This is a genomic window from Lysobacter sp. Root667, assembly GCF_001427715.1.
Lineage (GTDB): Bacteria > Pseudomonadota > Gammaproteobacteria > Xanthomonadales > Xanthomonadaceae > Lysobacter.
This window is the reverse complement of sequence record NZ_LMHF01000009.1, coordinates 845,968-867,943: the sequence shown is the minus strand read 5'-3', so window position 1 is coordinate 867,943 and position 21,976 is coordinate 845,968. Positions and strand designations below refer to the sequence as shown.

Annotated in this window: 22 protein-coding genes and 1 tRNA gene; 10 read left to right on the top strand and 13 right to left on the bottom strand. The window is 70.9% G+C overall.

The genetic code is table 11. The features are described 5' to 3' along the window. Window positions 1-14: 14 nt before the first annotated feature. From queA to ASD78_RS07480, 4 genes are all read right to left on the bottom strand, one after another. Window positions 15-1,091, bottom strand: a complete 1,077-nt coding sequence (gene queA / locus ASD78_RS07495) for a tRNA preQ1(34) S-adenosylmethionine ribosyltransferase-isomerase QueA (protein WP_056099666.1) — start codon at window positions 1,089-1,091, stop codon at window positions 15-17. Between the two features lie 256 nt (window positions 1,092-1,347). Next, window positions 1,348-1,950, bottom strand: a complete 603-nt coding sequence (locus tag ASD78_RS07490) for a response regulator transcription factor (RefSeq protein ID WP_056099663.1) — start codon at window positions 1,948-1,950, stop codon at window positions 1,348-1,350. Continuing rightward, on the bottom strand, window positions 1,947-3,116 hold the full coding sequence (locus ASD78_RS07485) for a sensor histidine kinase (RefSeq protein WP_056099661.1): 1,170 nt from the start codon (window positions 3,114-3,116) through the stop codon (window positions 1,947-1,949). Before ASD78_RS07485 ends, ASD78_RS07490 begins: the two co-directional genes overlap by 4 nt. 99 nt (window positions 3,117-3,215) lie before the next feature. Next, complete coding sequence (locus ASD78_RS07480; RefSeq protein WP_162250141.1) at window positions 3,216-4,997, bottom strand: CIA30 family protein; 1,782 nt, start codon at window positions 4,995-4,997, stop codon at window positions 3,216-3,218. Between the two features lie 450 nt (window positions 4,998-5,447). Between ASD78_RS07480 and ASD78_RS07475 the strand changes: the two genes are divergently transcribed. The 3 genes from ASD78_RS07475 (at window position 5,448) to upp (ending at window position 8,160) form a co-directional block, all read left to right on the top strand. After that, complete coding sequence (locus ASD78_RS07475; protein ID WP_055902660.1) at window positions 5,448-6,941, top strand: aminotransferase class III-fold pyridoxal phosphate-dependent enzyme; 1,494 nt, start codon at window positions 5,448-5,450, stop codon at window positions 6,939-6,941. 54 nt (window positions 6,942-6,995) lie between these two features. Further along, window positions 6,996-7,307, top strand: coding sequence for a hypothetical protein (locus tag ASD78_RS07470; protein ID WP_056099654.1), 312 nt, complete (start codon window positions 6,996-6,998; stop codon window positions 7,305-7,307). Window positions 7,308-7,524: 217 nt separating this feature from the next. Next, on the top strand, window positions 7,525-8,160 hold the full coding sequence (gene upp / locus ASD78_RS07465) for a uracil phosphoribosyltransferase (protein WP_055902665.1): 636 nt from the start codon (window positions 7,525-7,527) through the stop codon (window positions 8,158-8,160). 316 nt (window positions 8,161-8,476) lie between these two features. Here the strand turns inward: upp and ASD78_RS07460 are convergent, their stop codons facing one another. The 8 genes from ASD78_RS07460 to rsmD form a co-directional block, all read right to left on the bottom strand. After that, window positions 8,477-9,247 carry a TMEM43 family protein gene (locus ASD78_RS07460; protein ID WP_056099650.1) on the bottom strand — a complete coding sequence of 257 codons (771 nt, stop codon included), beginning with the start codon at window positions 9,245-9,247 and terminating at the stop codon, window positions 8,477-8,479. Then, the gene (locus ASD78_RS07455; protein ID WP_055903933.1) at window positions 9,244-10,134 is read right to left on the bottom strand and encodes an MBL fold metallo-hydrolase; all 891 of its coding nucleotides are present in this window, start codon (window positions 10,132-10,134) and stop codon (window positions 9,244-9,246) included. The genes ASD78_RS07460 and ASD78_RS07455 overlap by 4 nt, the downstream gene beginning before the upstream one ends. Window positions 10,135-10,454: 320 nt before the next feature. Continuing rightward, entirely contained in the window at window positions 10,455-11,057 is a 603-nt protein-coding gene (locus ASD78_RS07450; protein WP_156087620.1) for a hypothetical protein, read from the bottom strand. Between the two features lie 103 nt (window positions 11,058-11,160). Further along, entirely contained in the window at window positions 11,161-12,870 is a 1,710-nt protein-coding gene (gene ggt / locus ASD78_RS07445; RefSeq protein ID WP_056099642.1) for a gamma-glutamyltransferase, read from the bottom strand. Between the two features lie 9 nt (window positions 12,871-12,879). Beyond that, window positions 12,880-13,128, bottom strand: a complete 249-nt coding sequence (locus ASD78_RS07440) for a YfhL family 4Fe-4S dicluster ferredoxin (protein WP_055902675.1) — start codon at window positions 13,126-13,128, stop codon at window positions 12,880-12,882. Between the two features lie 240 nt (window positions 13,129-13,368). Beyond that, complete coding sequence (locus ASD78_RS07435) at window positions 13,369-13,872, bottom strand: hypothetical protein (RefSeq protein ID WP_056099638.1); 504 nt, start codon at window positions 13,870-13,872, stop codon at window positions 13,369-13,371. 22 nt (window positions 13,873-13,894) lie between these two features. Further along, window positions 13,895-14,401, bottom strand: a complete 507-nt coding sequence (coaD, locus tag ASD78_RS07430; RefSeq protein WP_055902681.1) for a pantetheine-phosphate adenylyltransferase — start codon at window positions 14,399-14,401, stop codon at window positions 13,895-13,897. A 197-nt stretch (window positions 14,402-14,598) separates the two neighbouring features. Beyond that, window positions 14,599-15,201 carry a 16S rRNA (guanine(966)-N(2))-methyltransferase RsmD gene (rsmD, locus tag ASD78_RS07425; protein ID WP_235566456.1) on the bottom strand — a complete coding sequence of 201 codons (603 nt, stop codon included), beginning with the start codon at window positions 15,199-15,201 and terminating at the stop codon, window positions 14,599-14,601. A 65-nt stretch (window positions 15,202-15,266) separates the two neighbouring features. Between rsmD and ftsY the strand changes: the two genes are divergently transcribed. The 4 genes from ftsY to ASD78_RS07405 all read left to right on the top strand — a co-directional run bounded on the left by ftsY (window position 15,267) and on the right by ASD78_RS07405 (window position 19,224). Then, window positions 15,267-16,457, top strand: a complete 1,191-nt coding sequence (gene ftsY / locus ASD78_RS07420; protein WP_056099630.1) for a signal recognition particle-docking protein FtsY — start codon at window positions 15,267-15,269, stop codon at window positions 16,455-16,457. 20 nt (window positions 16,458-16,477) lie between these two features. Continuing rightward, window positions 16,478-17,761, top strand: a complete 1,284-nt coding sequence (locus tag ASD78_RS07415; protein ID WP_056099627.1) for a hypothetical protein — start codon at window positions 16,478-16,480, stop codon at window positions 17,759-17,761. 86 nt (window positions 17,762-17,847) lie between these two features. Next, window positions 17,848-18,882 carry an A/G-specific adenine glycosylase gene (gene mutY / locus ASD78_RS07410; protein WP_082575493.1) on the top strand — a complete coding sequence of 345 codons (1,035 nt, stop codon included), beginning with the start codon at window positions 17,848-17,850 and terminating at the stop codon, window positions 18,880-18,882. 69 nt (window positions 18,883-18,951) lie between these two features. Beyond that, window positions 18,952-19,224, top strand: a complete 273-nt coding sequence (locus ASD78_RS07405; protein WP_055902695.1) for an oxidative damage protection protein — start codon at window positions 18,952-18,954, stop codon at window positions 19,222-19,224. 20 nt (window positions 19,225-19,244) lie between these two features. On the opposite strand, the gene ASD78_RS07400 is transcribed toward ASD78_RS07405, so the two are convergent. Next, window positions 19,245-19,733, bottom strand: a complete 489-nt coding sequence (locus ASD78_RS07400) for a DUF6491 family protein (RefSeq protein WP_056099625.1) — start codon at window positions 19,731-19,733, stop codon at window positions 19,245-19,247. Between the two features lie 169 nt (window positions 19,734-19,902). Here ASD78_RS07400 and ASD78_RS07395 point away from each other — a divergent pair. The 3 genes from ASD78_RS07395 (at window position 19,903) to ASD78_RS07385 (ending at window position 21,762) form a co-directional block, all read left to right on the top strand. Next, window positions 19,903-19,978: transfer RNA gene (locus ASD78_RS07395), tRNA-Phe, on the top strand. Between the two features lie 444 nt (window positions 19,979-20,422). Then, on the top strand, window positions 20,423-20,998 hold the full coding sequence (locus ASD78_RS07390) for a sigma-70 family RNA polymerase sigma factor (RefSeq protein WP_055902703.1): 576 nt from the start codon (window positions 20,423-20,425) through the stop codon (window positions 20,996-20,998). After that, window positions 20,995-21,762 (top strand): anti-sigma factor, encoded by a 768-nt coding sequence (locus ASD78_RS07385; RefSeq protein ID WP_056099623.1) that lies wholly within the window; start codon window positions 20,995-20,997, stop codon window positions 21,760-21,762. The genes ASD78_RS07390 and ASD78_RS07385 overlap by 4 nt, the downstream gene beginning before the upstream one ends. Window positions 21,763-21,976 lie beyond the last annotated feature (214 nt).

Here is a 21,976-nt window from a genome sequence, read left to right as displayed (position 1 = left end):
GCTTTCGGCCGCGCTCATGCGTCCGCCTCGGGCAGCAGCAGCATCGCGTCGCCGTAGGAGAAGAAGCGGTAGCGCTCGCGGATCGCGTGCTCGTAGGCGGCGAACACGCGGGCGTGGCCGGCGAAGGCGGAAACCAGCATCAGCAAGGTGCTCTCCGGCAGGTGGAAGTTGGTGATCAGGGCATCGACCGAACGGATCTTGTAGCCGGGCAGGATGAACAAGCGGGTCTCGCCGGCGAACGGTCGCAGTTCGCCGTCTTCGCCGCCGCGCATCGCCGCGCTTTCGCGCCAGGCGCTTTCGAGCGCGCGCACCACCGTGGTCCCGACCGCGACCACCCGGCCGCCGGCGGCGCGGGTGCGGCGGATCTGTTCGATCAGGCCTGCGCCGACGTTGAGCCATTCGCTGTGCATCACGTGCTGTTCGAGGCTGTCGACCCGCACCGGCTGGAAGGTGCCCGCGCCGACGTGCAGGGTGACGTGGCCGAACTCGACGCCGCGCTCGCGCAGGCGCGCCAGCAGTTCCTCGTCGAAATGCAGGCCGGCGGTGGGCGCGGCGACCGCGCCGACTTCGCGCGCGAACACGGTCTGGTAGCGCTCGTCGTCGTCGCTGCCGGGCTCGCGCTGGATGTAGGGCGGCAGCGGCAGGCGCCCGGCATGCAGCAGCCAGTTCTCCAGCGAATCGCCGTGCGGCTGGCCATCGAGGTGGAACTGCAGACGGTAGAACTCGCCTTCGCGGCCCAGCACTTCGGCTTCGCCGCCGGCGTCCAGGGCGATGCGCGCGCCGGGCTTGGGCGACTTGCTCACGCCCAGCTGCGCGCGCGCCTGGGCGCCGCCGAGCAGGCGCTCGATCAGGATCTCGACCCGGCCGCCGCTGGCCTTGTGGCCGAACAACCGCGCCGGGATCACCCGGGTGTCGTTGAACACGAGCAGGTCGCCGGGCGCCAGCAGCTCGGCCAGGTCGCGGAAGCTGCGGTCGGCGAACGCGGCCGGCGCCGGCGGCACCAGCAGCAGGCGGCTGGCGGAACGTTCCGGCAGCGGGGCCTGGGCGATCAGTTCCGGCGGCAGCTCGTAATGGAAGTCGGATTTTTTCAAGGAAGACGGATTCTGGGCGGGGTGGCGCGCGGGCGCGCACGGGCGCGACGGAAGCCGCGGCAGCGGCCGCAGGCCGGTGGCGGCCGGTCGCTGGGACGGGCACCGGCAGGGTCGCGGGAGGGGCGCATTATCCGCGCCTTCGGGGTCGCGGGGCAAAAAACGACGCGGCTGCGCGCCGAAGCCTGGTTCGCGGGCCTGGTTTGCGGGCTCGGTTCGATAGCGTGGCCGCGAACCGAGGCCGCGACCGTCGCGCGCCTTACAGCCAGCCGTTCTGGCGGGCCTGGCGGTAGGCCTCGATGCGGTTGCCGGCGCCGAGCTTGCCGATCGCCTCGGACAGGTAGTTGCGGACCGTGCCCTGGCTCAGGTGCAGGCGCTGGCCGATTTCGGCGGTGGACACGCCCTCGCCCGCCAGGCGCAGGACCTGGCGCTCGCGTTCGGTCAACGGGTCTTCCTCGCCCCAGGCCGCGACCGCCAGCTGCGGGTCGATCGCGCGGCCGCCGCGGTGGACCTGGCGCAGGGCATCGGCGAGCTGTTCGGCGGGCGCGTCCTTGAGCAGATAGCCGCGCACGCCGGCGTCCAATGCGCGGCGCAGATAGCCGCTGCGGCCGAAGGTGGTGACGATCACCACCCGCGTCTCCAGGCCGGATTCGCGCAGGCGCTGGGCCAGCTCGATGCCGGTCATCTGCGGCATTTCGATGTCGGTGACCAGCAGGTCCGGCTGCAGCCGTTGCACCGCCGTCCAGGCCGCCTCGCCGTCGCCGACCGCGGCCACGACTTCCAGGTCGGACTCCAGGTTCAACAGCGCCGCCAGGGCGCCGCGCACCATCGCCTGATCCTCGGCCAGCACCAGCCGGATCATGCCGCCCCCCGTTCGCTGAAAGCATGCGCCGGCGCCGCAGCTTCGTCGCTGCGGCGCGCGACGGCCAGGGCCTCGCGCGGCAGGATCAGGCGCAGGCGGGTGCCGGCGCCGACCGGGCTGTCGATTTCGACGCTGCCGCCGACTTCGCGCAGGCGTTCGCGCATGCCGGTCAGGCCGTGGCCCTCGCGGCCGGCGCCGCCGCGGCCGTCGTCGGCGATCAGCAGGCTCAGGCCGCCGCGGGCCTCGCCGATCAGCTCGACCTCGACCCGGGTGGCGCCGGCATGGCGCAGCACGTTGGTGACCGATTCGCGCAAGGCCAGGGTCAAGGCGGTTTCCACCTTTTCCGGAATCTCGACCGGCGCCAGTCGGTGATCGAGGCTGATCTCGGCGCTCAGCAGGGCCAGGCGCGCGGCCGCCAGTTCGGCCTGCAGGCCGTTGGCGCGAATCCCGGCCACCGCTTCGCGGACCTGGGTCAGGGCTTCGCGCGCGACCCGCTCGACCTCGCCGATCTGGGCGCGCGCGCCCTGCGGGTCGCGTTCGAACAGGCGCGCGGCGAGCTGGGTCTTGAGCACCACCAGCGACAGGGTGTGGCCGAGCAGGTCGTGCAGGTCGCGGCCGATGCGCTCGCGCTCGGCCAGGCTGGCCAGGCGCCGCACCTCGTCCTGGGTCAGGCGCAGTTCGGCGTTGCGCAGCTCGCGGTTGCGGATGCTGACCACGCCGACGAAGACCATCGCCGCCACGATCACGTTGATGATGTAGGTCGACAAGGGCATCGCCGCGGCCGGCACGAAACGGTAGAAGCACAAGCCCTCCATCGCCAGCATCGCCACGCACAGCGCCAGCGCACGCCCGCTCGGCAGGCTGGCCGCGGCCAGGCCGACGGCGAAGATCACATAGGCCGCGCCGGCGCCGATCGGCATCGTGACGAAGCCCAGCGCGGCCACCGCCAGGGTCAGGGCGGTGCGCCGGCGCCGCGACACCGCGTAGTGGTGCGCGAAGTACAACAGCACGAACAGCAGCGCGGCGCCGATGAAGATCGCGACCACCCAGGCCGGCACCCGCGGCCAGTAGAGCAGCGGCAGGAACGCGAAGATCAGGTACAGCAAGGACACCCAGCGCCAGACCGGCGGGTGTTCGTGGGCTTGGATGAAGGCCTTGATGCGCATTCGGGGGTGTTTCCTTCGCTGCCGCGACTGTAAGGAATCCGCGGACAAAAGTTCAGGGTCGTCGCGCGCGGATGCGCAAAACCGGTCGCGCGCACCGGCTCAGCGCAATTCGACCGCTTCGATGGCGAAGGCGAATGCGCCCGGCGTGGCGGACGCCAGCGAGATGCCGCGCAGGCGGGTCAGATCGACATTGGCCATGCTCGCCAGGGGCACCTTGACCTCGCGCCAGTCGCTGCCGGTTTCGACCTGTTGCATGCCGGGACGGCCGTGCATGTCGGCGCCGGAGAACACCAGCAAGGTCAGCGGCCGGCCATCGCCGCGCACTCGCAGCACCAGCTCGCGCACGCCGCTGGCGTCGGTCGCGGCCATCGGCTCGACGCCCGGGAACAGGATGGTGCCGGCCCAGGTACTGGACGCGCCGGCGACGACTTCGCCGGCGACTTCGATCGCCGGACCGCCGTCGCGGCCCTGCCCGGCCGCGAGCTTGGACTGCGAGTGCCCGCCGATGATCTGGTCGGTGCTCGCCGCCCAGCCCGGCGCCGGTTGGCCGCCGCGCAGCAGTTCGACCGCGCCCACGCCGACGCGCGCCGCCGGCGTGCCGGCGACGCGGGCCACGCTGTAGCCGTTCTTCCAGACCGTGCGGATCGCGCGCGTGGCGGTGATGTCGGTGCCCGGATCGCCGTCGACCAGGACCAGGTCGGCGCGCAGGCCGGGGGCGATGCGGCCGCGGTCGCTCAGGCCGAAGCGTTGCGCCGGCGCCGAAGTCGCGGCGCGCAGCGCTTCCACCGGGGTCAGGCCGGCCTGCACCAGCAGGGCCAGTTCGGCGTGCTGGCTGGCGCCGTGGGTGGTGCCGGGATTGCCGGCGTCGGTGCCGGCCAGCAGGGTCACGCCGGCCGCGTGCAGGCGGCGCACGTTCTCCAGGGCGTTGGGCAGGTGCTGGTCGATGTCCTTGGGCAGCGGGAAGGTCTGGCCCAGCGCGTCCTTCTGCGCCGGCTGCAGCATCGGCGCGATGCGCGGATCGGCCGCCAGCCTGGCGCCCTCGCCGCTGCGCGACAGGGTCGCCATCACGCTCAGGGTCGGGGTCACGAAGGCGTCGCGGCGCTTGATCTCGGCGACCAGGGCCTGATCGGCGACGCGGTCGCTGTAGACGTGGATCAGGCCGTCGGCGCCGGCATCGATGACCTTGCGGGCGTCGCCGGCCTGGGCCACGTGGACTATCGCCAGTTTCTTCTGCCGATGCGCGGCGGCGATCGCGGCCTGCATCGAGGCGTCCGACAGGGTCGGGATGCGCGGGCGGCCGACGTAGGCGGCGCCGTCGTCGACCACCAGCTTGATGTAGTCCGAGCCCTCGCCGATGCGCGTGCGCACGAAGTCCTCGGCCTGGGCCGGGTCGTCCAGGGTCGGGATCGCCATGCCGTACTCGGTGCCGTGGCCGCCCTTGGCGGTGACCAGGGTGCCGGCCGACCACAGATCGGCGCGGTCGGTGCGCGCGTGGCCTTCGCGGTCCTTGCGCGCCTCGCCGATCAGGCGGTGGTCGGTGAACATGTCCAGCTCGGTGGTCACGCCGAAACGCAGGGCGTCGCGGCGGGCTTCGCCCCAGCTGTGGGTGTGGGCGTCGATCAGGCCCGGTAGCAGGGTGCCGCCGCGGCCCTCGACCACCGGCACGCCGGCCGGGATCGCGACCTTCGGGCCGATCTGCGCGATCAGGCCGTCGCGCACCAGCACCGTGGTCGCCGGCAGCATGCGCTGGCCGTCGAATACGCGCACGTCGCGGATGGCGACATCGTCGCCGGACTCGGCACCCGGGTCGGCGGCGACCGCGCCGCCGCTCAGGGCGACCAGCACCAGCACGCTCAGCCAATTGGGTCGGGGAATCGTCATCGTGGAGCTCCATGGGGGCCGGCGCGGCCGGCTTCGGGGTGGCGCCACTGTCGCGATCCCGGCCGCGGGCCGGCAGTGGGCGTCGTCACCGGGCCCGGATGACAGCTGTCACCAGCACCGGCGGATGGGGGTTATCGCCGTGCCCTGGACGTGATAAACTCACACAAGCTATTGAATTGAAACGAAAAACAACCAAAGCAACGCCGGCGACGGCAGGCCCTGCGGCTGGTTTCGTTTCGAACATGCGCGTTTCGAGCAATGTGTCAGATATGTGTGTGTCAGACATCTGCGTTCGAAACTGCGCGTGCCGACTTGCATGAAGGGCGGCGCTTGGCGACCCGGCACCGATCCGGGGCGCTGCAACTGCGAGCGCTAGGCCACGGAGGCCCGGCCTGTTCTTCATCCCACGATGCTTCGGCCGGACTGCCGACGACCCTTGGAGATCCCGTAATGACCCTGCTCAGCCCCCTCGCGCCGCTGCGTGCCCATGCCGGCGCGCGCCGCACCATCGGCCTGGACGACGCCACCGTCGCCCGCTTCGCCGCCACCCACCCTGAACTGGTCGAGGCCATCGAAGCCGCCGCGGCCGAATACGCCGCCGTGCGCGCCGACATCGCCGACCTGCTGGACCTGGACGAAGACGCGCAGATCCGCGCCGTCCAGGCCGGCTACGTCAATTTCTACACCGACGACGGCGTCAATCCCTACATCGCGCTGGTCGCGCGCGGCCCCTGGGTGATCACCCTTAAGGGCGCGGTCCTGCACGACTCCGGCGGCTACGGCATGCTCGGTTTCGGCCACACCCCGGGCGCGGTGATCGCGGCCATGGCCAAGCCGCAGGCGATGGCCAACATCATGACCCCGTCGCTGTCGCAGCTGCGCTTCGAGCGCGCCCTGCGCGCCGCGATCGGCGGCGAGCGCGGTTGCCCCTACACCCGCTTCCTGTGCCTGAACTCGGGCTCGGAGTCGATGTCGCTGGCCGCGCGCATCGCCGACGTCAACACCAAGCTGATGACCGACCCGGGCGCCAAGTACGCCGGCCGCACGATCAAGCGCGTGGTTGTCAAGGGCAGCTTCCACGGCCGCACCGAGCGTCCGGCGCTGTACTCGGACTCCTCGCGCAAGGCCTACACCCAGTACCTGGCCAGCTTCCGCAACGAGGACTCGGTGATCACCGTCGAGCCCTACGACATCGAAGCGCTCAACCAGGTCTTCGCCGACGCCGACGCCAACGGCTGGTTCGTCGAGGCGATGTTCCTGGAGCCGGTGATGGGCGAAGGCGACCCGGGCCGCAGCGTGCCGCCGGCGTTCTACAGCGCCGCGCGCGAACTCACCCGCAGCCACGGCTCGCTGCTGCTGGTCGACTCGATCCAGGCCGGCCTGCGCGCGCACGGCGTGCTGTCGATCGTCGACTACCCGGGCTTCGAAGGCCTGGATCCGCCGGACATGGAAACCTATTCCAAGGCCCTCAACGCCGGCCAGTACCCGCTGTCGGTGCTCGCGGTCGGCGAACGCGCGGCCTCGCTCTACCGCAAGGGCCTGTACGGCAACACCATGACCACCAACCCGCGCGCGCTGGACGTGGCGGTGACGGTGCTGTCGCAGGTCACCCCGGAGCTGCGCGAGAACATCCGCGCGCGCGGCGCCGAAGCGCTGCAGAAGCTGGAGAAGCTCAAGACCGAGCTCGGCGGCCTGATCACCAAGGTCCAGGGCACCGGCCTGCTGTTCTCGTGCGAACTCGCCCCGCAGTTCAAGTGCTACGGCGCCGGCTCGACCGAGGAATGGCTGCGCGAGCGCGGCATCGGCGTGATCCACGGCGGCGTCAACTCGCTGCGTTTCACCCCCAACTTCAACATCAGCAGCGAAGAGATCGACCTGCTGGTGTCGATGGTCGGCCGCGCGCTCAAGGAAGGCCCGCGCGCGCAGCAGGCCGCCGCGGCTTGAAAGCCTGAAGCGAATCTGGAGCAGCGAGCGCAAGCCGCTGCTCGCTTACCGCCCATGGCGCTCGATCTGATCCAGGCCCGGCACGAGCGCGAGATCCACGCCTCGCGCAAGTGCTTCGCTATCGACGAAACCTTGCACGCGCAGTTGCTGGCGCGGGCGCTTCCGCGCGGCGAGTATCCGCTGCTGCAGCAGATGCGCGATTACTACGCCGACACGACCTTGCTGTTCGGCCAGCTGCGCGCGCTGCATGCCGAACTGACTCGGGTCGCGGACAAGTTCGGCGATCGCAACCAGGTGCTGGCCTTGTCGCGGTTCGTCGAGCAGGCCATGGCCGACGGCGACAATCTTTACGCCACGGCCGATTGAACTCCCCGCTCCGTCGCTGCGCTTTCGGGCCGGGAATTCGGGATTCCCTACTCCTCGTGAGTAAAGGCGAATCCCGGCGACGGTGCGCGTCGCCCGCCCTCTCCGCAAAATGGGGAACAGCGGCGTCGATGGTTCCGCCGCGCCGCGCTTGCGCCCCGCTCCGCAACCATTAATCCTGTGCGGCAAGCATCGCCCGCACACCGTCCCCAGGTCGCCCATGAAGATCGTCGAAGTCCGTCATCCGCTGGTCCAGCACAAGCTCGGCCTGATGCGCCGCGCCGGCAACAGCACCAAGGAATTCCGCGAGCTCGCCTCCGAGGTCGCGACCCTGCTCACCTACGAAGCCACCGCCGATCTGGAAACCGAGGAAGCGACGATCGAAGGCTGGGCCGGGCCGGTCACCATCCGCCGCATCAAGGGCGCCAAGGTCACCCTGGTGCCGATCCTGCGCGCCGGCCTGGGCATGCTGACCGGCGTGCTGGAGCTGATCCCCTCTGCCAAGGTCGGCGTGGTCGGCCTGCAGCGCGACGAGCGCACCCTGCAGCCGGTCGGCTACTACGAAAAACTCACCGGCCGCATGGACGAGCGCACCGCGCTGATCCTGGACCCGATGCTGGCCACAGGCGGCACCCTGATCGCGACCGTGGACATGCTCAAGGCCGCCGGCTGCACGCGCATCAAGGGCCTGTTCCTGGTCGCCGCGCCGGAGGGCCTGCGCGCGCTGCAAGCCCGGCACCCGGACGTCGAGGTCTACACCGCCTCGGTCGACGAGCGCCTCAACGAAGTCGGCTACATCCTGCCGGGCCTGGGCGACGCCGGCGACAAGATCTTCGGCACCAAACACGAGACCTGAGCCCGGCTTGCTCCTGCCCCGGCGTTGCGTTCGGCGACGCAACCCATCGCCGATCCGCTGCCTGAATGTTGCTTTCTGTGGGAGCGACGTGAGTCGCGATAGCACTCCACATGCCAGCGAACGTTGGCGAGCGCATTTTACCCGGCAGCCCTCGAACGATGGCCGGCCAACGCGAAATCCCCGCCCACGCATGCCGCCGAAATTCATCGCGACTCACGTCGCTCCCACAGAAAGCGGCGCGGGCAAGACCGCGCAATGCTTTGGGGTAGGAGCGGCGTAAGCCGCGACCGCTCCCCGCAAAACCTCAAAGCAGACGTCAGTCCTGCAGTTGCGCAGCGCGCGCCTTGGCCTTGCGACGGCGCCGCGCGACCACGGCGATCGCGACCACCAGCGCGCCGCCGCCGAACCACGGCCATACACGGTGCGCGCCTTCGGCTTCCGGCGCGGCCACGGGCGCCGGCACCGGCGCGGCGTTCAAGGCCGCCGCCGCCACCGCCGGCGACATCCGCCAGCGGCCTTCGACCAGTTCGACCTTGCCTTCCAGCGGCGGCAGGCGCAGCTCGCGCCAGCTCACGCGCAGATCGCCGATCTGCGGATCCAGCGGATTCTCCGCGCTGCCCAGGCCATCGCCTTCGGGCTGGAAGGTCGCCGCCAGATTGGCCGGCAGACGCGAGAAATTGGGCCGGAACACCCGCCACTCGCCCAGCGCCTGCAGCACGGCGGCTTCGATCGGGCGTCCGTCCAGGCTCGCCGACTCCGACCACCAGCGCCGATTTTCCAGCGGCAGCGTCGGCGGATTCTCGTGGCCGGGCGCATAGCCCTGCGAATCGATCCGCGCCGCGTTCCAGACCCGTTCGTAACCGGTCGGGGTGGCGCGCCACTGGTACATCTCGACCCGGCGGTCGAGTCCGAACTGACGGCTGGCGATGCCGAATTCCCTGTCGCGCAGCACGCCCGCGGTGCGCGGTTCGCCGACCGGTTCGGCCGCAACGACCGGCGCCGCGGTCGGCGCCGCGGGCGCCTGCGCCGCGGCCGCGGCCACGAAGCAGACGATCGGCAGCAGCAGCGCCGCCCGCGCCGATCTCATGCAGTCAGGGCCCGCGCGTGCAAGGCCGGGACCTCGTGGGCGGTGCCGAACTTGCCCTTGTCGTCGCGCACCACCTGGGCCAGCGCGCAGCCCGGGTCGTGGGTGAAGAACAGATGCACGTTGCGCTCCAGCTTGTCGGCGAGGAAGGACTTCTTCTCGTCGATCAGCAGTTCGGCGTTGCGGTCGTAGCCCATGGTGATGGGCACGTGGACCCAGGGCCGGCCCGGGATCAGGTCGGCGCAGAACACCACGCCGCCGTGCGGGCGCCCGTCCACGATGTCCGGGCCGACGATCTCGGCCAGCATCAGCCCCGGCGTGTGGCCGTCGCTGTAGTGGAAGCGCACGCTCTCGCCCAGGGTCTTGGAATATTCGCCGTCGACCAGCTCCAGGCGGCCGGTGGCTTCGAGCAGGTCCGGCAATTCCGGGATGAAACTCGCGCGGTCGCGCGCATGCGGATGGCGCGCGCGCTCGTAATGCGCGCGCCCGACCAGGTAACTCGCGTTCGGGAACAGCAGCCGCGGCGCCTGGCCTTCGGCCCAGGGCGCGAGCAGGCCGCCGGCATGATCGAAATGCAGGTGCGACAGCACCACCACGTCGACGTCCTCGGGCGCGAAGCCGGCGTCGGCGAGCGACTCCAGCAGCACGTGGCGTTCTTCGACCACGCCGTAGCGTTCGCGCAGCTTGGGTTCGAAGAAGGCGCCGATACCGGCTTCGAACAGCACCGTCTTGCCGGCCAGCGGACTGGCGAGCAAGGCGCGGCAAGCCAGATCGATGCGGTTGTGCTCGTCCGGCGGCGACCACTTCGCCCACATCGCGCGCGGCGCGTTGCCGAACATGGCGCCGCCGTCGAGCTTCTGGCTGTTACCCAATAGGGACCAAAGTTTCATCGCGGCCATCCGGGGGGAGGATCTGAGGGGATCTGGGGGAGCGAGCGACCGATGCGGGCGCCGGCGGGCGCTCGCAAGCGCATCGCGCAGGCACGCCGCGCAATCGACGCGTCGTAGGCATAGGGTAACTCCGCAGGCGTTAGCGCCGCGATAGCGCGGGCTGGCGCAAACGGACGATGCGCGACACGCGCCCCGACGGCCAGAATGATCCGGTCGCCAATGCCGAAGCGGGAAGCGGCGTGGGTCGCGATCGAACCCGAAAACGAAGAAACAGGTCGGGATCGTCGCCCTGCCGCCCCACCCGCTGCGGGCACCGCCGGTTAATCCTGCGGCGTCGCCACGGTCGCGAACTGGAACACGAACTCGCCCGACTTGCCGCCGTCGGCGGTGACCCGGATCGGCGCCAGGGAACCGTCGGCGCGCAGCTTGGCGCTGCCGCTGGCGACGGTACGGCTGATCAGGCCCGAGCTGCGGCCGGTGATCTTGATGGTCATTTCCTGGCCCGGCACCAGCACCACGCGCGCGATCGAAGGATCGCTGGCGCGCGGACGCGCGATCGCGTCGGCACCGGTGTCGACGTAGTCGCGCGAAGCCAGCGAGAACAGTTCCTCGCCGCCGCCTTCGATCTCGAACGACCACGCGGTGCTGCCGCTGGTGCCGTCGTCGATCACTTCGATCTGCTTCAAGGTCAGCAGTACCGCGGTCTTGCGCGGCGCCTGCTGCGAAGTCGCCGGCGCGACGGCCGGCTTGCCCGGCGCGTTGGCCGGAGCGTTGGCCGGAACCGCAGTCGCCGCCGGCGCGTCGTCGCTGAGCCAATCGCGGACGTTGTTGACCAGGGTGGTCAGGCCGACCAGGAACGCGAGCAAGGCGACCGAGATCGCAGGCACACGGGTGTACCAGGGCTTGTCCTGTTGATCCGTCACTGTCGGCCCCGCCCCTGTTCGTCGCGTCGTTGTGTCGAAGGCGCAATCTACTGCACTGCGCGCGGCGGCTCTAGCGCGGCCGCGCATCGGATCGCACCCGGGTTCAGGGCTGGGGCAGCACCGCGGCCTTGCCGACCGGATTGCGCGGGTCGGTGCCGCCGGACAGCGTGCCGGCGGTCTTGTCCCACATCACCGTCTGCAGATTGCCCCAGGTGCTTTCGCCGGCGTTGACCTTGTGGCCCATCGCCTGCAACGCGGCGACCGTGGCCGCGTCGAGCGCTCCGGCCTCGGCCGAGATCGCGTCGGGCATCCACTGGTGGTGGTAGCGCGGCAATGCCGCGACCTGCTGCGGCGCCAGGCCGGCGTCGTAGGCCAGGATCGCCAGCAATACCTGGGTGATGATGCGGCTGCCGCCGGGCGCGCCGACCGCGATCACCTTGTCTTTCGACTCCAGGAAACTGGGCGTCATCGAGCTGAGCATGCGCTTGCCCGGCGCCGGCGCATTGGCCGAATAGCCCATCACGCCGAAGGCGTTGGGCGTGCCCGGACGCAGCGCGAAATCGTCCATTTCATTGTTGAGCAGCACACCGGTGCCCGGCGCGACCATGCCCGAGCCGTACAGCAGGTTGACGGTCTGGGTCGCGGAAACGCGGTTGCCTTCGGCGTCGATGATCGAGAAGTGGGTGGTCTCGTCGTCTTCCAGCGGCGCCGCCTGGCCCGACAGCAGCTCGCTGGGCGTGGCCTTGTCGGGATGGATGGTGGCGCGCAGGCCGGCCGCGTAGTCGGCGCTGGTCAGGCGCGCCAGCGGCATCTTCACGAAGTCGGGATCGCCGAGGTAGAGGGTGCGGTCGCGGTAGGCGCGGCGCATCGCCTCGACCACGATGTGGACGCGGTGGGCGTCGTCGAGCTTGGACAGGTCCCAGCCCGAGATCGTCTGCAGGATTTCGGCCAGGGCCACGCCGCCCGAGGACGGCGGCGGCGCGGTGACGATGTCCCAGCCGCGATACTTCAGGCGCAGCGGTTCGCGTTCGCGCACCTGGTAGCCGGACAGCTCGTCGGCGCGCCACTGGCCGCCTTCGTGCTTGACCGCGGCCAGCAGCTTCTTGGCGACTTCGCCGCGGTAGAAACCGTCGTAACCCTTGGCCGCCAGCAGCTCCAGGGTATGCGCGAGCTCGGGCTGCTTGAGGATTTCGCCGGCCTTGGGCGGGCTGCCGTCGGCCAGGAACACCGCGCGCGTGCCGGCGTAGCGCTCCATCACTTCGCGGCGGCTGGCGTAGCCCTTTTCCAGGCGCGGGTAGATCGGGAAACCTTCGCGCGCTATCCGGATCGCCGGCGCCAGCGAAGTCTTCAGCGGCAGCTTGCCGTAGCGCTCGGCCAGGTGCACCAGCGCCGCCGGCAGGCCGGGGATGCCGGCCGACCACGGACCGTTGGTGGCGCGGTCGCGATCGAGTTCGCCGTTCTTGTCCAGGTACGCAGCCGGAGTCGCCGCGGCCGGCGCGGTCTCGCGCGCGTCGACGAACACGTCGCGACCGGTCTTGGCGTCATGCAGCAGGAAGAAGCCGCCGCCGCCGATGCCGGAGCTGATCGGCTCGACCACCGACAGCGTCGAGGACACCGCGACCGCGGCATCGAAGGCGTTGCCGCCCTGGCGGATCGCTTCCAGGCCGGCGTCGGTCGACAGCTGGTGCGCGCTGGCGATGGCGGCGCCCGGCGGGTGCGCGACGCCGGCTTGCGGCGCCTGCGCCGCCTGCGAGGGAGAGAATGCGAACAGCAGACCCAGGGACAGCAGACCGGCGTGCACTACGGGCGCCATGCGCATCGTTTACTCCTGTTGCAAACGCTGCAGCTTGGCCAGCAGCTGTTCGTGGGATTCGGGATGGGCCGGGTCGTTGTCGATGCACTCGACCGGGCAGACGACCACGCACTGCGGTTCGTCGTAGTGGCCGACGCATTCGGTGCAACGCGCCGGATCGATCACATAGATGCTCTCGCCCTGCGTGATCGCCTGGTTGGGACAGGCCGGTTCGCAGACGTCGCAGTTGACGCAGAGCTCGTTGATGCGCAGGGACATGGGGACATCATGGGGGCGGAACGGGCGCTTGAGAACGGGCCCATGAAAACGGACGCTTCAGAACCGGTTCGTCCTACAACCGGCTCGTCCTACAACCGGCTCGTCGGGAACCGGGCGCCGGCCGGGCAAGGCGACCGCGTCGCCGCGCGCGGGCGGCGGAACGGCCGGGATGCGATCCGCGCCCGACCGTCCGTAAACCAGCGGATGCGGCCGCCGGGCGGCGGCCGCATCCGCGGGCGATTACTTAACTTCGACGAACGAGTATTCGACGTTGTACGGCGCGACGGCGGCCTTGACGCGCTCGCTGTCGGCCGGGGCGCCGATGAACAGCACCTTCACGCCCTTCATCGGCGGGGTGTCCTTGGTCGGAGCCGGGAACGCCTCGATGATCAGGTCGGCCATCTTGGCCGAGGCCGGCGAGCCGTAGGCCAGCAGGTTGCCTTCGGTGATGCCGCGCGCGATGTCGAGCTTGGCCTTCTCGACCTGGCGGTCGTAGAAGCCCTGGAAGTCCGGGCTGCTTTCGGCCGGCAGGTAGTACAGGTACGGGCTGACGGCGATGCCTTCGGCTTCGACCTTGCGCTTGACCACGTCGGTCAGGTACTTGCCCCATTCGTTGTCGTCGGTGCCCTTGGGCGCGGTCAGCGGAGCCTGCACGGCGGCGACCGGCGCTTCTTCCTTCTTGCACGCGGCCACGAAGGGCAGCGCGAGGCAGGCGATCAGCATCAGGCGGGAGGTGGTGTTCATCGGGATCCCCGTGTGTTGGAAGTCATCGTTTCTGATTGCGCTGCCATTCGGCCTGCAGCGCTTCGGCTACCGCCGGTGGTACGAATCCGGAGACGTCGCCGCCGAGGCGGGCGATCTCGCGTACCAACGACGAGGAAATGAATCCGTACTGCTCGGCCGGGGTGAGGAACAAGGTCTCCACCTCCGGGATCAGGTGGCGGTTCATGCTCGCCAGCTGGAACTCGTATTCGAAGTCCGAGACCGCGCGCAGGCCGCGCAGCAGCACCCCGCCGCCGACTTCGGCGACGAAATGCGCGAGCAGGCAATCGAAACCGCGGACTTCGATGTGCTTGTGGTGGGACACCGCCTGCCGGGCCAGATCGACGCGCAGCTCCAACGGCAGCGCCGGACCTTTGCCCGGGCTGGCGGCCACGCCGATGATCAGACGTTCGAACAGCGGAGCGGCGCGGTCGACGAGGTCGATGTGGCCGTTGGTGATCGGATCGAAGGTGCCGGGATAGACGGCGATTCGAGTACGGGCCACGCTCATGGAGTGTTCGTTCGCGTCTGCTGGCGGATGGCGGCGGGGCGGGCGTCGGTCCGGGCCGCAGGGGCACCGTTACCGTCGCGACGCGCCCGTCGGGACGGAGCGAAGTGTAGCAGTCGGGCGCTTTCGCAGGGTTCGTTGCGACCGTAGCCGCGCCGGGCCTGGTTTCGGTCGTGTTTTCGGCCTGGTTTCGGGCCCGTCTAGACCGCCGGGCGCCGCCGATACAGGGCGTAGCTCACTTCCCTGGTGCCGCCTTCGCGGTGCCGCAGCCAGTCCGGCGGCAGCGCGATCGGCACGCCCTGCGGCGCTTCGACGTACAGCCAGGCCCCGGCTGCCAGTTTCGGCAACAAGGCCGGCCAGACCGCGTCCCACAAACCGGCCGCGAACGGCGGGTCGACGAAGGCCAGGTCGTAGCCGGCCTCGGCCTGCCCTCCCAGCCAGGCCAGCGCGTCGGCCTGGACCACCTGCGCGGCCTCGCCGCCGGGCAGGCGCGCCACGGTCGCGCGCAGGGCGGCGGCCAGGCCAGGGTCGCGCTCGACCAGGGTCGCGCTGGCCGCCCCGCGCGACAGCGCTTCCAGCCCGAGCGCGCCGGTGCCGGCGAACAGATCGAGCGCGCGCGCGCCGGGCAAGGCCGGCAGCAGCCAGTTGAACAGGGTTTCGCGGACGCGGTCGGAGGTCGGGCGCAGGCCCGGCGCGTCGGCCACGTCCAGGCGGGTGCCGCGCCAACGGCCGCCGATGATGCGGATGCGTCCGGGCGTACCGGCGGCGGCGCGCATGGGCCGGCCTGCGGTGGGTTTGTTCATCGGGAGCGTGGCGGAGCCGGTGCTAGCATGTGCGCATTCTCGCGCATTCGTGACGCTTCCCCCTGATGATCGGTTTTTTCCGCCGCAAGAAGCCCGAAACTCCCGCCAGCGAAGCCCGACTCAGCACCGAGGAACTGGCCGCCGCCTTCCCGTCGGCGCAGCCGGTCGAGCCTGCGGCCGAGCCCGCTGCTGTCGCGCCCGCCGACGCCGAACCTGCTGCCGCCGAAGGCATCGCCGCAGCCGAACCGGTGCCGGCCGAAGTGATCGCGGCCGCGCTCGAAGTCGACGCCCCCACCGCTACCGCCGTCGCCGCCGACAGCGCCGCGCCCGCCGCCGCCGGCAAACCCGGCTGGCGCGAGCGCCTGCGCGGCAGCGTCTTCGCGCGCAGCCTGGGCGGGCTGTTCTCGCGCAATCCCAAGCTCGACGACGACCTGCTCGACGAAATCGAAACCGCCCTGCTCACCGCCGACGTCGGCGTGACCGCGACCACCGCCCTGATCGAAGGCCTGCGCCGGCGCATGAAGGCACGCGAGTTCGCCGATGCCACGGCCCTGCTGGCCGCGCTGCGCGCCGACCTGATCGCGCTGCTGCGGCCGGTCGCGCAGCCGCTGCGGATCGACACCACGGCGCGCCCATTCGTGCTGCTGACCGTCGGCGTCAACGGCGTCGGCAAGACCACCACCATCGGCAAGCTCGCCAAGCGCTTCCGCGACGAGAACCGCGCCCTGATGCTGGCCGCCGGCGACACCTTCCGCGCCGCCGCGGTCGCGCAGCTGCAGGCCTGGGGCGAACGCAACGGCGTGCCGGTGATCGCCCAGGGCCAGAACGCCGACGCCGCCTCGGTCGCGTTCGACGCGCTGCAGGCGGCCAAGGCGCGCGGCATCGAAGTGCTGATCGCCGACACCGCCGGCCGCCTGCACACCCAGCAGGGCCTGATGGCCGAGCTGGGCAAGATCAAGCGCGTGCTGCAGAAAGTCGACGCCGGCGCGCCGCACGAAGTGCTGATGGTGATCGACGGCACCACCGGCCAGAACGCCCTGTCGCAGCTGCGCCAGTTCAACGCCGCGGTCGGCGTGACCGGCCTGGTGGTGACCAAGCTCGACGGCACCGCCAAGGGCGGCGTGGTGTTCGCGCTGGCGCGCGAGTTCGGCATTCCGATCCGCTACGCCGGCATCGGCGAGCGTCCCGAGGATCTGCGCGTGTTCGACGCCGAAGCCTTCGTCGACGCGTTGCTGCCCGAAGCGCTCGGCGCCTGAGCCCGCCCGCCGGCGCGCGCATGGTCGCCGACCCCGCCCCCGCCAATCCGACGCCGAAACGGCGCGGGCGGCGCGCGCTCATCGCGCTCGCCGCCCTGGCGCTGCTGGCGACGTTCTCGCTGAGCTGGATCTCGCGCCCGGACCGCGCCGCGGCGCTGATCCTGGGCCGCGTCGGCGCCGCCCTGGGCCTGGAAATCACCGCGTCCGGCGCCGGCGAATACCGCCTGCGCGGCAGCCCGATGCTGCTGGTGCGCGACGTGGTCGTGCGCGAGCCCGGTGCCGCCACGCCGCTGCTCAGCGCCAAACGCATCCAGCTGTCGCTGCCGTGGTCGACGATCCGCAGCCGCGGCGAGCAGTTGACCGTGGAGCGGATCGAACTCGACGCGCCGCTGCTGGACCTGCCCGCGCTGCAGCATTGGCTGGCCAGCCGCCCGCCCTCGACCGAAACCCGCATCCCGACCCTGACCGACGGCCTGCGCATCGTCGACGGTCGCATCCGCAACGACGACTGGCGCATCGACGGCATCCGCGCCGACTTGCCCGAGCTCTATCCCGACCGGCCGGTGCGCGCGCGCCTGCGCGGCCGCTATCTGGATCCGCCGCTGACGATCCCGTTCGATCTCGCGGTCGCGTTGTCGCGGCCCGCGCCGGCGGCCGGGCTCGGCGCCAACGGCCGCGTCGCGATCGAACAACCGGGCTGGCGCCTGCCGGCGACGGTCGCGCTGTCCGGACCGCTGCGCATCGGCGACGACGAACTCACCATCGTGCCGGCGCTGCTGGGCGCGGCGGCCAGCTACGAATCCGGCGATACGCATCTGCCGTTCGCGCTGGGCCTGCACGGCCCGCTCAAGTTCGACGAGGCGGTGTGGTCGCTGGAACCGGTCGCGCTGGCGCTGCGCGCGCGCGGCGGCGACGGCAATCCGATCCCGAGCCTGGACGCGACCGGCGCGCTCGCGCTGGGCCGGCGTCTGGTGCTGCAACTGGACGGAAGCCTGGCGCGCTGGCCGCAGGCCTGGCCGGCGCTGCCGGCGCCGTTGGGTACTTCGTCCGCGCCGCTGCCGTTCGAGCTGCGCTACGTCGGCCGGCCCGATCTGTCGGAAACCGCCGGACTGCGCCTGAGCCGCGACGCTGCCCGCATCGACAGCCGCTTCTGCCTGCCCGCAGTGCTGGCCTGGATCGACGCCGGCGCAGGCGGCCCACCGCTGCCGCCGCTGGCCGGCAGAATCGTCGCGCCCAAGCTGGAAATCTCCGGCGCGACCCTGGAAGCGGTCGAGGTCGAACTCGGCGACGAGGATCTGCCGTGAGCAGCGCCGCACGCGCGATCGCCGCTGCGCCTGCGCCCGCGAACGAGCGCGCGGACGGCGAGCGCACGGATACGTTCGCGCCGCGGCTGCTGCGCTGGTTCGACGTGTCCGGCCGCCACGACCTGCCCTGGCAGCATCCGCGCACGCCATACCGGGTCTGGCTGTCGGAAATCATGCTGCAGCAGACCCAGGTCAAGACCGCGGCGCCCTACTTCGAACGTTTCGTCGCCGCCTTGCCGTCGCTGCCCACGCTCGCCGCCGCGCCGCAGGACCAGGTGCTGGCGCTGTGGTCGGGCCTGGGCTACTACGCCCGCGCCCGCAACCTGCACGCGACCGCCCAGCGTTGCGTCGAACTGCACGGCGGCGAGCTGCCGCGCGATCTCGACGCCCTGACCGCCCTGCCCGGCATCGGCCGCAGCACCGCCGCGGCGATCCTGTCGCAGGCCTGGGGCGATCGCCACGCGATCCTCGACGGCAACGTCAAGCGCGTGCTCAGCCGCTACCACGGCGTGACCGGTTATCCCGGCCTGCCGGCGGTGGAAAAACAACTGTGGGCGCTGGCCGAGCGTTCCGTTTCGAGCCCGCAGCTGCCCGCCGCGCGCATGGCCGACTACACCCAGGCGCAGATGGATCTGGGCGCGACCCTGTGCACGCGCGCCGATCCGGCCTGCGTGCTGTGCCCCTTGCAGGACGACTGCGTCGCCCGCCGCGAAGGCCGGGTCGCCGAACTGCCCACGCCCAAGCCCGGCAAGGTCGCGCCGCAGCGTTACGCGCAGGTGCTGTGGCTGATCGACGCGCAGGACCGGGTGTTGCTGCAGCGGCGCCCACCGGCCGGGATCTGGGCCTCGCTGTGGACCCTACCGCAGGCCGACGACGCGCAGCTCGCGCAACATTGGTTCGACGGCCACGTGCGCGGCGACTTCGCCGGCGCCGAAGCCTTGGCCCCGATCGCGCACGCGTTCAGCCACTACAAGCTGGAATTGCAGCCGCTGCGCTGGCGCGGCATCGCCCCGCACGACGCGGTGCGCGACAATGACGAGCTGCGCTGGGTCGCGCGCGCCGAACTGTCCGCGCTGGGCATACCGGCGCCGATCCGCAAACTGCTGGAACGCAACGACTAGCGCGGCGGCCCCGCCGCCACGCACCACGCCCGCGGCCTGCGCCGCGGGCCGCCAATCTCAGGAACTCCGATGCCGCGCACCGTCCATTGCCAATACGAACACCGCGACACCGACGGCCTGGACTTCGTGCCCTGGCCCGGCGAACTGGGCAAGCGCGTATTCGCCAACATCGGCAAGACCGCGTGGGCGGCATGGCTGGCCCATCAGACCATGCTGATCAACGAGAACCGCCTGTCGCCGCTGGACCCCAAGCACCGCGCCTTCCTGGAAGCGGAAATGGAGAAGTTCCTGTTCGGCGGCGGCGCCGACAAGCCGGCCGGTTACGTGGCGCCGGAGACCTGAGCGACGCCGCCCGGCGCGGCTTACTTGCCGTCCTGCGCTTTGGCGTCCTGCGGCGACACGTCGTCGCGCGTCTCCGGCACCGTGCCGGCCGAGCGCATGTCGCGCTGCGCCTGCTTGATCGCCTTGACGTCGAGCGGACGGATCGAGCCGATATGGCAGGGGAATGGGATCGCACTGCGGCTGAGCACCATCACCTTGTCGAAGCGCGAATAGACCCGGCCGGCCTGGTTGCTGACGGTGATCGCCGAGGCGAAATCCAGGTCCGGGCAACGGCCCTGCAGCTCCAATAGAAACGCCTGGTTGGGCCGCGTCCATACCGCGAGCGCGCTGTCGCCGAGCGGAGTCCAGCCGTCGAGGCGGCCGAAGTACTGGAAGGCCGGCACCGGCGCGCCGGCGTGGGCGCGATACAGCGCGAGGCGGTCGGCGTCGCGCATCTTGGGATCGGTCGCGCAGGCGCTCATCGCGAACAAGGTCAGCGCGGCGGATACGGCGAAAAGTAAGCGTTTCATGGCGGCTCCTATGGCTGGTACAGCCCACATCTGCTTGCTCCGAAAGCATCATGCGCCGCCGCCGGCGCACCGCGTCGGCGCCTGCGCAGGCCGTTCAGCGGACATGCGGCTTGCCAGATCGTTCGGCCCTCCGTATCATCCCGCTCCTCATCACGGCCTGCCGTGAAATGGCCGGGTAGCTCAGTTGGTAGAGCAGGGGATTGAAAATCCCCGTGTCGGGGGTTCGATTCCCTCCCCGGCCACCATTTCGCAGGTCTTGAACCGTCAACCCCGCATGGCGCCAGCCCTGTGGGGTTTTCTGTTTCTGGGGTCGCGATCCTGGGATGGCGATCCTGCGATGGCGCTTTTCTCGGGTGCGATTTCCTCGGCGCGATTTCCCCGAGGGCGATTTCGGCGGGCTCGATTATGGGCGAGCTCCCGAGCGACCGCTGCGCCCTACCCGCCCGACCGCCGCGTGCATCCATTCCCGGCCCGCGCTCGTATGGATACGCATGCTCGGACTGCGCATCGCCTTCCCTACCCATCCAGCGCGCGCGACGCCGACCGCGCCGGGGATCGATTCGGCTTTCGGGCCCCCATCATCGCGGTGTCGGCGTGCCCGCCTCATCGTCGCCCCTCGCGGCCGCCGCCATGCGCTGCGATACGATGCGGCGGCAACCTCGATCCGCCTTGGCCACACAGGTGCAGGAATGCCCGAGTTACCGCAACGCCAGCCCACCCCGGAAAGCGAACGCCTCGACGGCCTGTTGAGCGCGGTCGCCGGCGGCGACCGCGGCGCCTTCGAAGCCCTGTACCGTGCCACCTCCGGCAAGCTGCTCGGCGTCTGCCTGCGCGTGCTGCCCGACCGCGCCGAGGCCGAGGACGTGCTGCAGGAGGTCTACGCCAGCGTCTGGCGCAAGGCCGTGCAGTTCGACGCCGGCCGCGCCGGCGCGATCACCTGGCTGGCGATGATCGCGCGCAACAAGGCCATCGACCGCGCCCGCACGCTGCCGGCGCCGCAGCGCATGGCCTCGATCGAACTCGCCGACGACGTCGCCGATCACGCCGCCTCACCGCTGCAGCAGGCCGAGGCCGCGAACGAACGCAGCCGGCTGGATATCTGCATGCAGGGCCTGGAAGCGCGGCGCCGCGCGCTGATCCGCACCGCGTTCTTCGACGGCGCGACCTACGAGGAACTGGCCGCGCGCATCGGTTCGCCGCTGGGTTCGGTCAAGAGCTGGATCCGGCGCGGCCTGGTCCAGCTGCGCGCGTGCCTGGAATCATGAGCGCGCACGATCCCCGCTTCGACGACGACGCCGGGCCCGAGCCGCCCGAGGCGGATCTGTTCGCCGCCGAATACGTGCTGGGCGTGCTGGACGCGCGGCAACGGCTGCAGGCGCAGGCGCGCATCGCCGCCGATCCCGCGTTCGCGCAGGCGGTCGCCGATTGGGAACGGCGCCTGGCGGACCTGCTGGACGGGATCGCGCCCGCGGACGTGCCCGCGCACCTGTGGCCGCGCCTGCGCACGCGCCTGGGCTGGTCGCCGGTCGGCGACGAGCGCCGCGGCCTCTGGCAGAGCCTGGGCTTCTGGCGTGCCGCGACCGGATTCGCGGCCGCCGCGGCGCTGGCCGCGATCTTCGTTGGCCGTCCGCCGCAGCCGCCGGCCGTGACGCCGACGCCGCCGGTCGCGGTACAACCGGCCGCGCAGGCCAAACCGGTGACCACCCTGGTCCACGACGACGGCAGTCCCGGCTGGATGGCCTCGCTGGACCTCAAGCAAGGCCAGGTGCTGATGGTGCCGGTGCGTGCGCCGGCCGACGCCCAGGGCCGCATGCCCGAGCTGTGGCTGATCCCGGCCGGGCACGCGCCGCTGTCTTTGGGCATGGTCTCGACCGAATGGCCGCATATGGTCGCCGTGCCCAAGCAACACCAGTGGGCGCTCAAGCCGGGCACGATCCTGGCGGTCACCCTGGAGCCGGCCAGCGGCGCCCCGCAGGGCGCGCCCACCGGCCCCATGGTCGCCAAGGGCGGCCTGCAGACGATCTTCTGAGTTCGGCAAAAAAATGGCCCGGCAGCGGCCGGGCCAGTCTCGCCTTGCGGCGAGGGGGATGCGTAGACGTCCATTCCGACCTCTATAAGGCGCTAACGCAGGCGGCTGCCGACAGCGGCCAGATCCGCGCCGCAGACAGCCGACAAAAAAAGGGCACCCGCTACGACCCGGATGCCCCCGATGAGCGCTTAGAGAGTGCAAGAGAGGGAGGGAA

Coding starts and splice junctions, on each gene's coding strand:
- ASD78_RS07490 (WP_056099663.1), bottom strand. CDS start 1,950: ATGATCCGGCTGGTGCTGGCCGAGGATCAGGCGATGGTGCGCGGCGCC.
- ASD78_RS07485 (WP_056099661.1), bottom strand. CDS start 3,116: ATGCGCATCAAGGCCTTCATCCAAGCCCACGAACACCCGCCGGTCTGG.
- ASD78_RS07480 (WP_162250141.1), bottom strand. CDS start 4,997: ATGACGATTCCCCGACCCAATTGGCTGAGCGTGCTGGTGCTGGTCGCC.
- ASD78_RS07475 (WP_055902660.1), top strand. CDS start 5,448: ATGACCCTGCTCAGCCCCCTCGCGCCGCTGCGTGCCCATGCCGGCGCG.
- ASD78_RS07470 (WP_056099654.1), top strand. CDS start 6,996: ATGGCGCTCGATCTGATCCAGGCCCGGCACGAGCGCGAGATCCACGCC.
- upp (WP_055902665.1), top strand. CDS start 7,525: ATGAAGATCGTCGAAGTCCGTCATCCGCTGGTCCAGCACAAGCTCGGC.
- ASD78_RS07460 (WP_056099650.1), bottom strand. CDS start 9,247: ATGAGATCGGCGCGGGCGGCGCTGCTGCTGCCGATCGTCTGCTTCGTG.
- ASD78_RS07455 (WP_055903933.1), bottom strand. CDS start 10,134: ATGAAACTTTGGTCCCTATTGGGTAACAGCCAGAAGCTCGACGGCGGC.
- ggt (WP_056099642.1), bottom strand. CDS start 12,870: ATGGCGCCCGTAGTGCACGCCGGTCTGCTGTCCCTGGGTCTGCTGTTC.
- ASD78_RS07440 (WP_055902675.1), bottom strand. CDS start 13,128: ATGTCCCTGCGCATCAACGAGCTCTGCGTCAACTGCGACGTCTGCGAA.
- ASD78_RS07435 (WP_056099638.1), bottom strand. CDS start 13,872: ATGAACACCACCTCCCGCCTGATGCTGATCGCCTGCCTCGCGCTGCCC.
- coaD (WP_055902681.1), bottom strand. CDS start 14,401: ATGAGCGTGGCCCGTACTCGAATCGCCGTCTATCCCGGCACCTTCGAT.
- rsmD (WP_235566456.1), bottom strand. CDS start 15,201: ATGAACAAACCCACCGCAGGCCGGCCCATGCGCGCCGCCGCCGGTACG.
- ftsY (WP_056099630.1), top strand. CDS start 15,267: ATGATCGGTTTTTTCCGCCGCAAGAAGCCCGAAACTCCCGCCAGCGAA.
- ASD78_RS07415 (WP_056099627.1), top strand. CDS start 16,478: ATGGTCGCCGACCCCGCCCCCGCCAATCCGACGCCGAAACGGCGCGGG.
- ASD78_RS07405 (WP_055902695.1), top strand. CDS start 18,952: ATGCCGCGCACCGTCCATTGCCAATACGAACACCGCGACACCGACGGC.
- ASD78_RS07400 (WP_056099625.1), bottom strand. CDS start 19,733: ATGAAACGCTTACTTTTCGCCGTATCCGCCGCGCTGACCTTGTTCGCG.
- ASD78_RS07390 (WP_055902703.1), top strand. CDS start 20,423: ATGCCCGAGTTACCGCAACGCCAGCCCACCCCGGAAAGCGAACGCCTC.
- ASD78_RS07385 (WP_056099623.1), top strand. CDS start 20,995: ATGAGCGCGCACGATCCCCGCTTCGACGACGACGCCGGGCCCGAGCCG.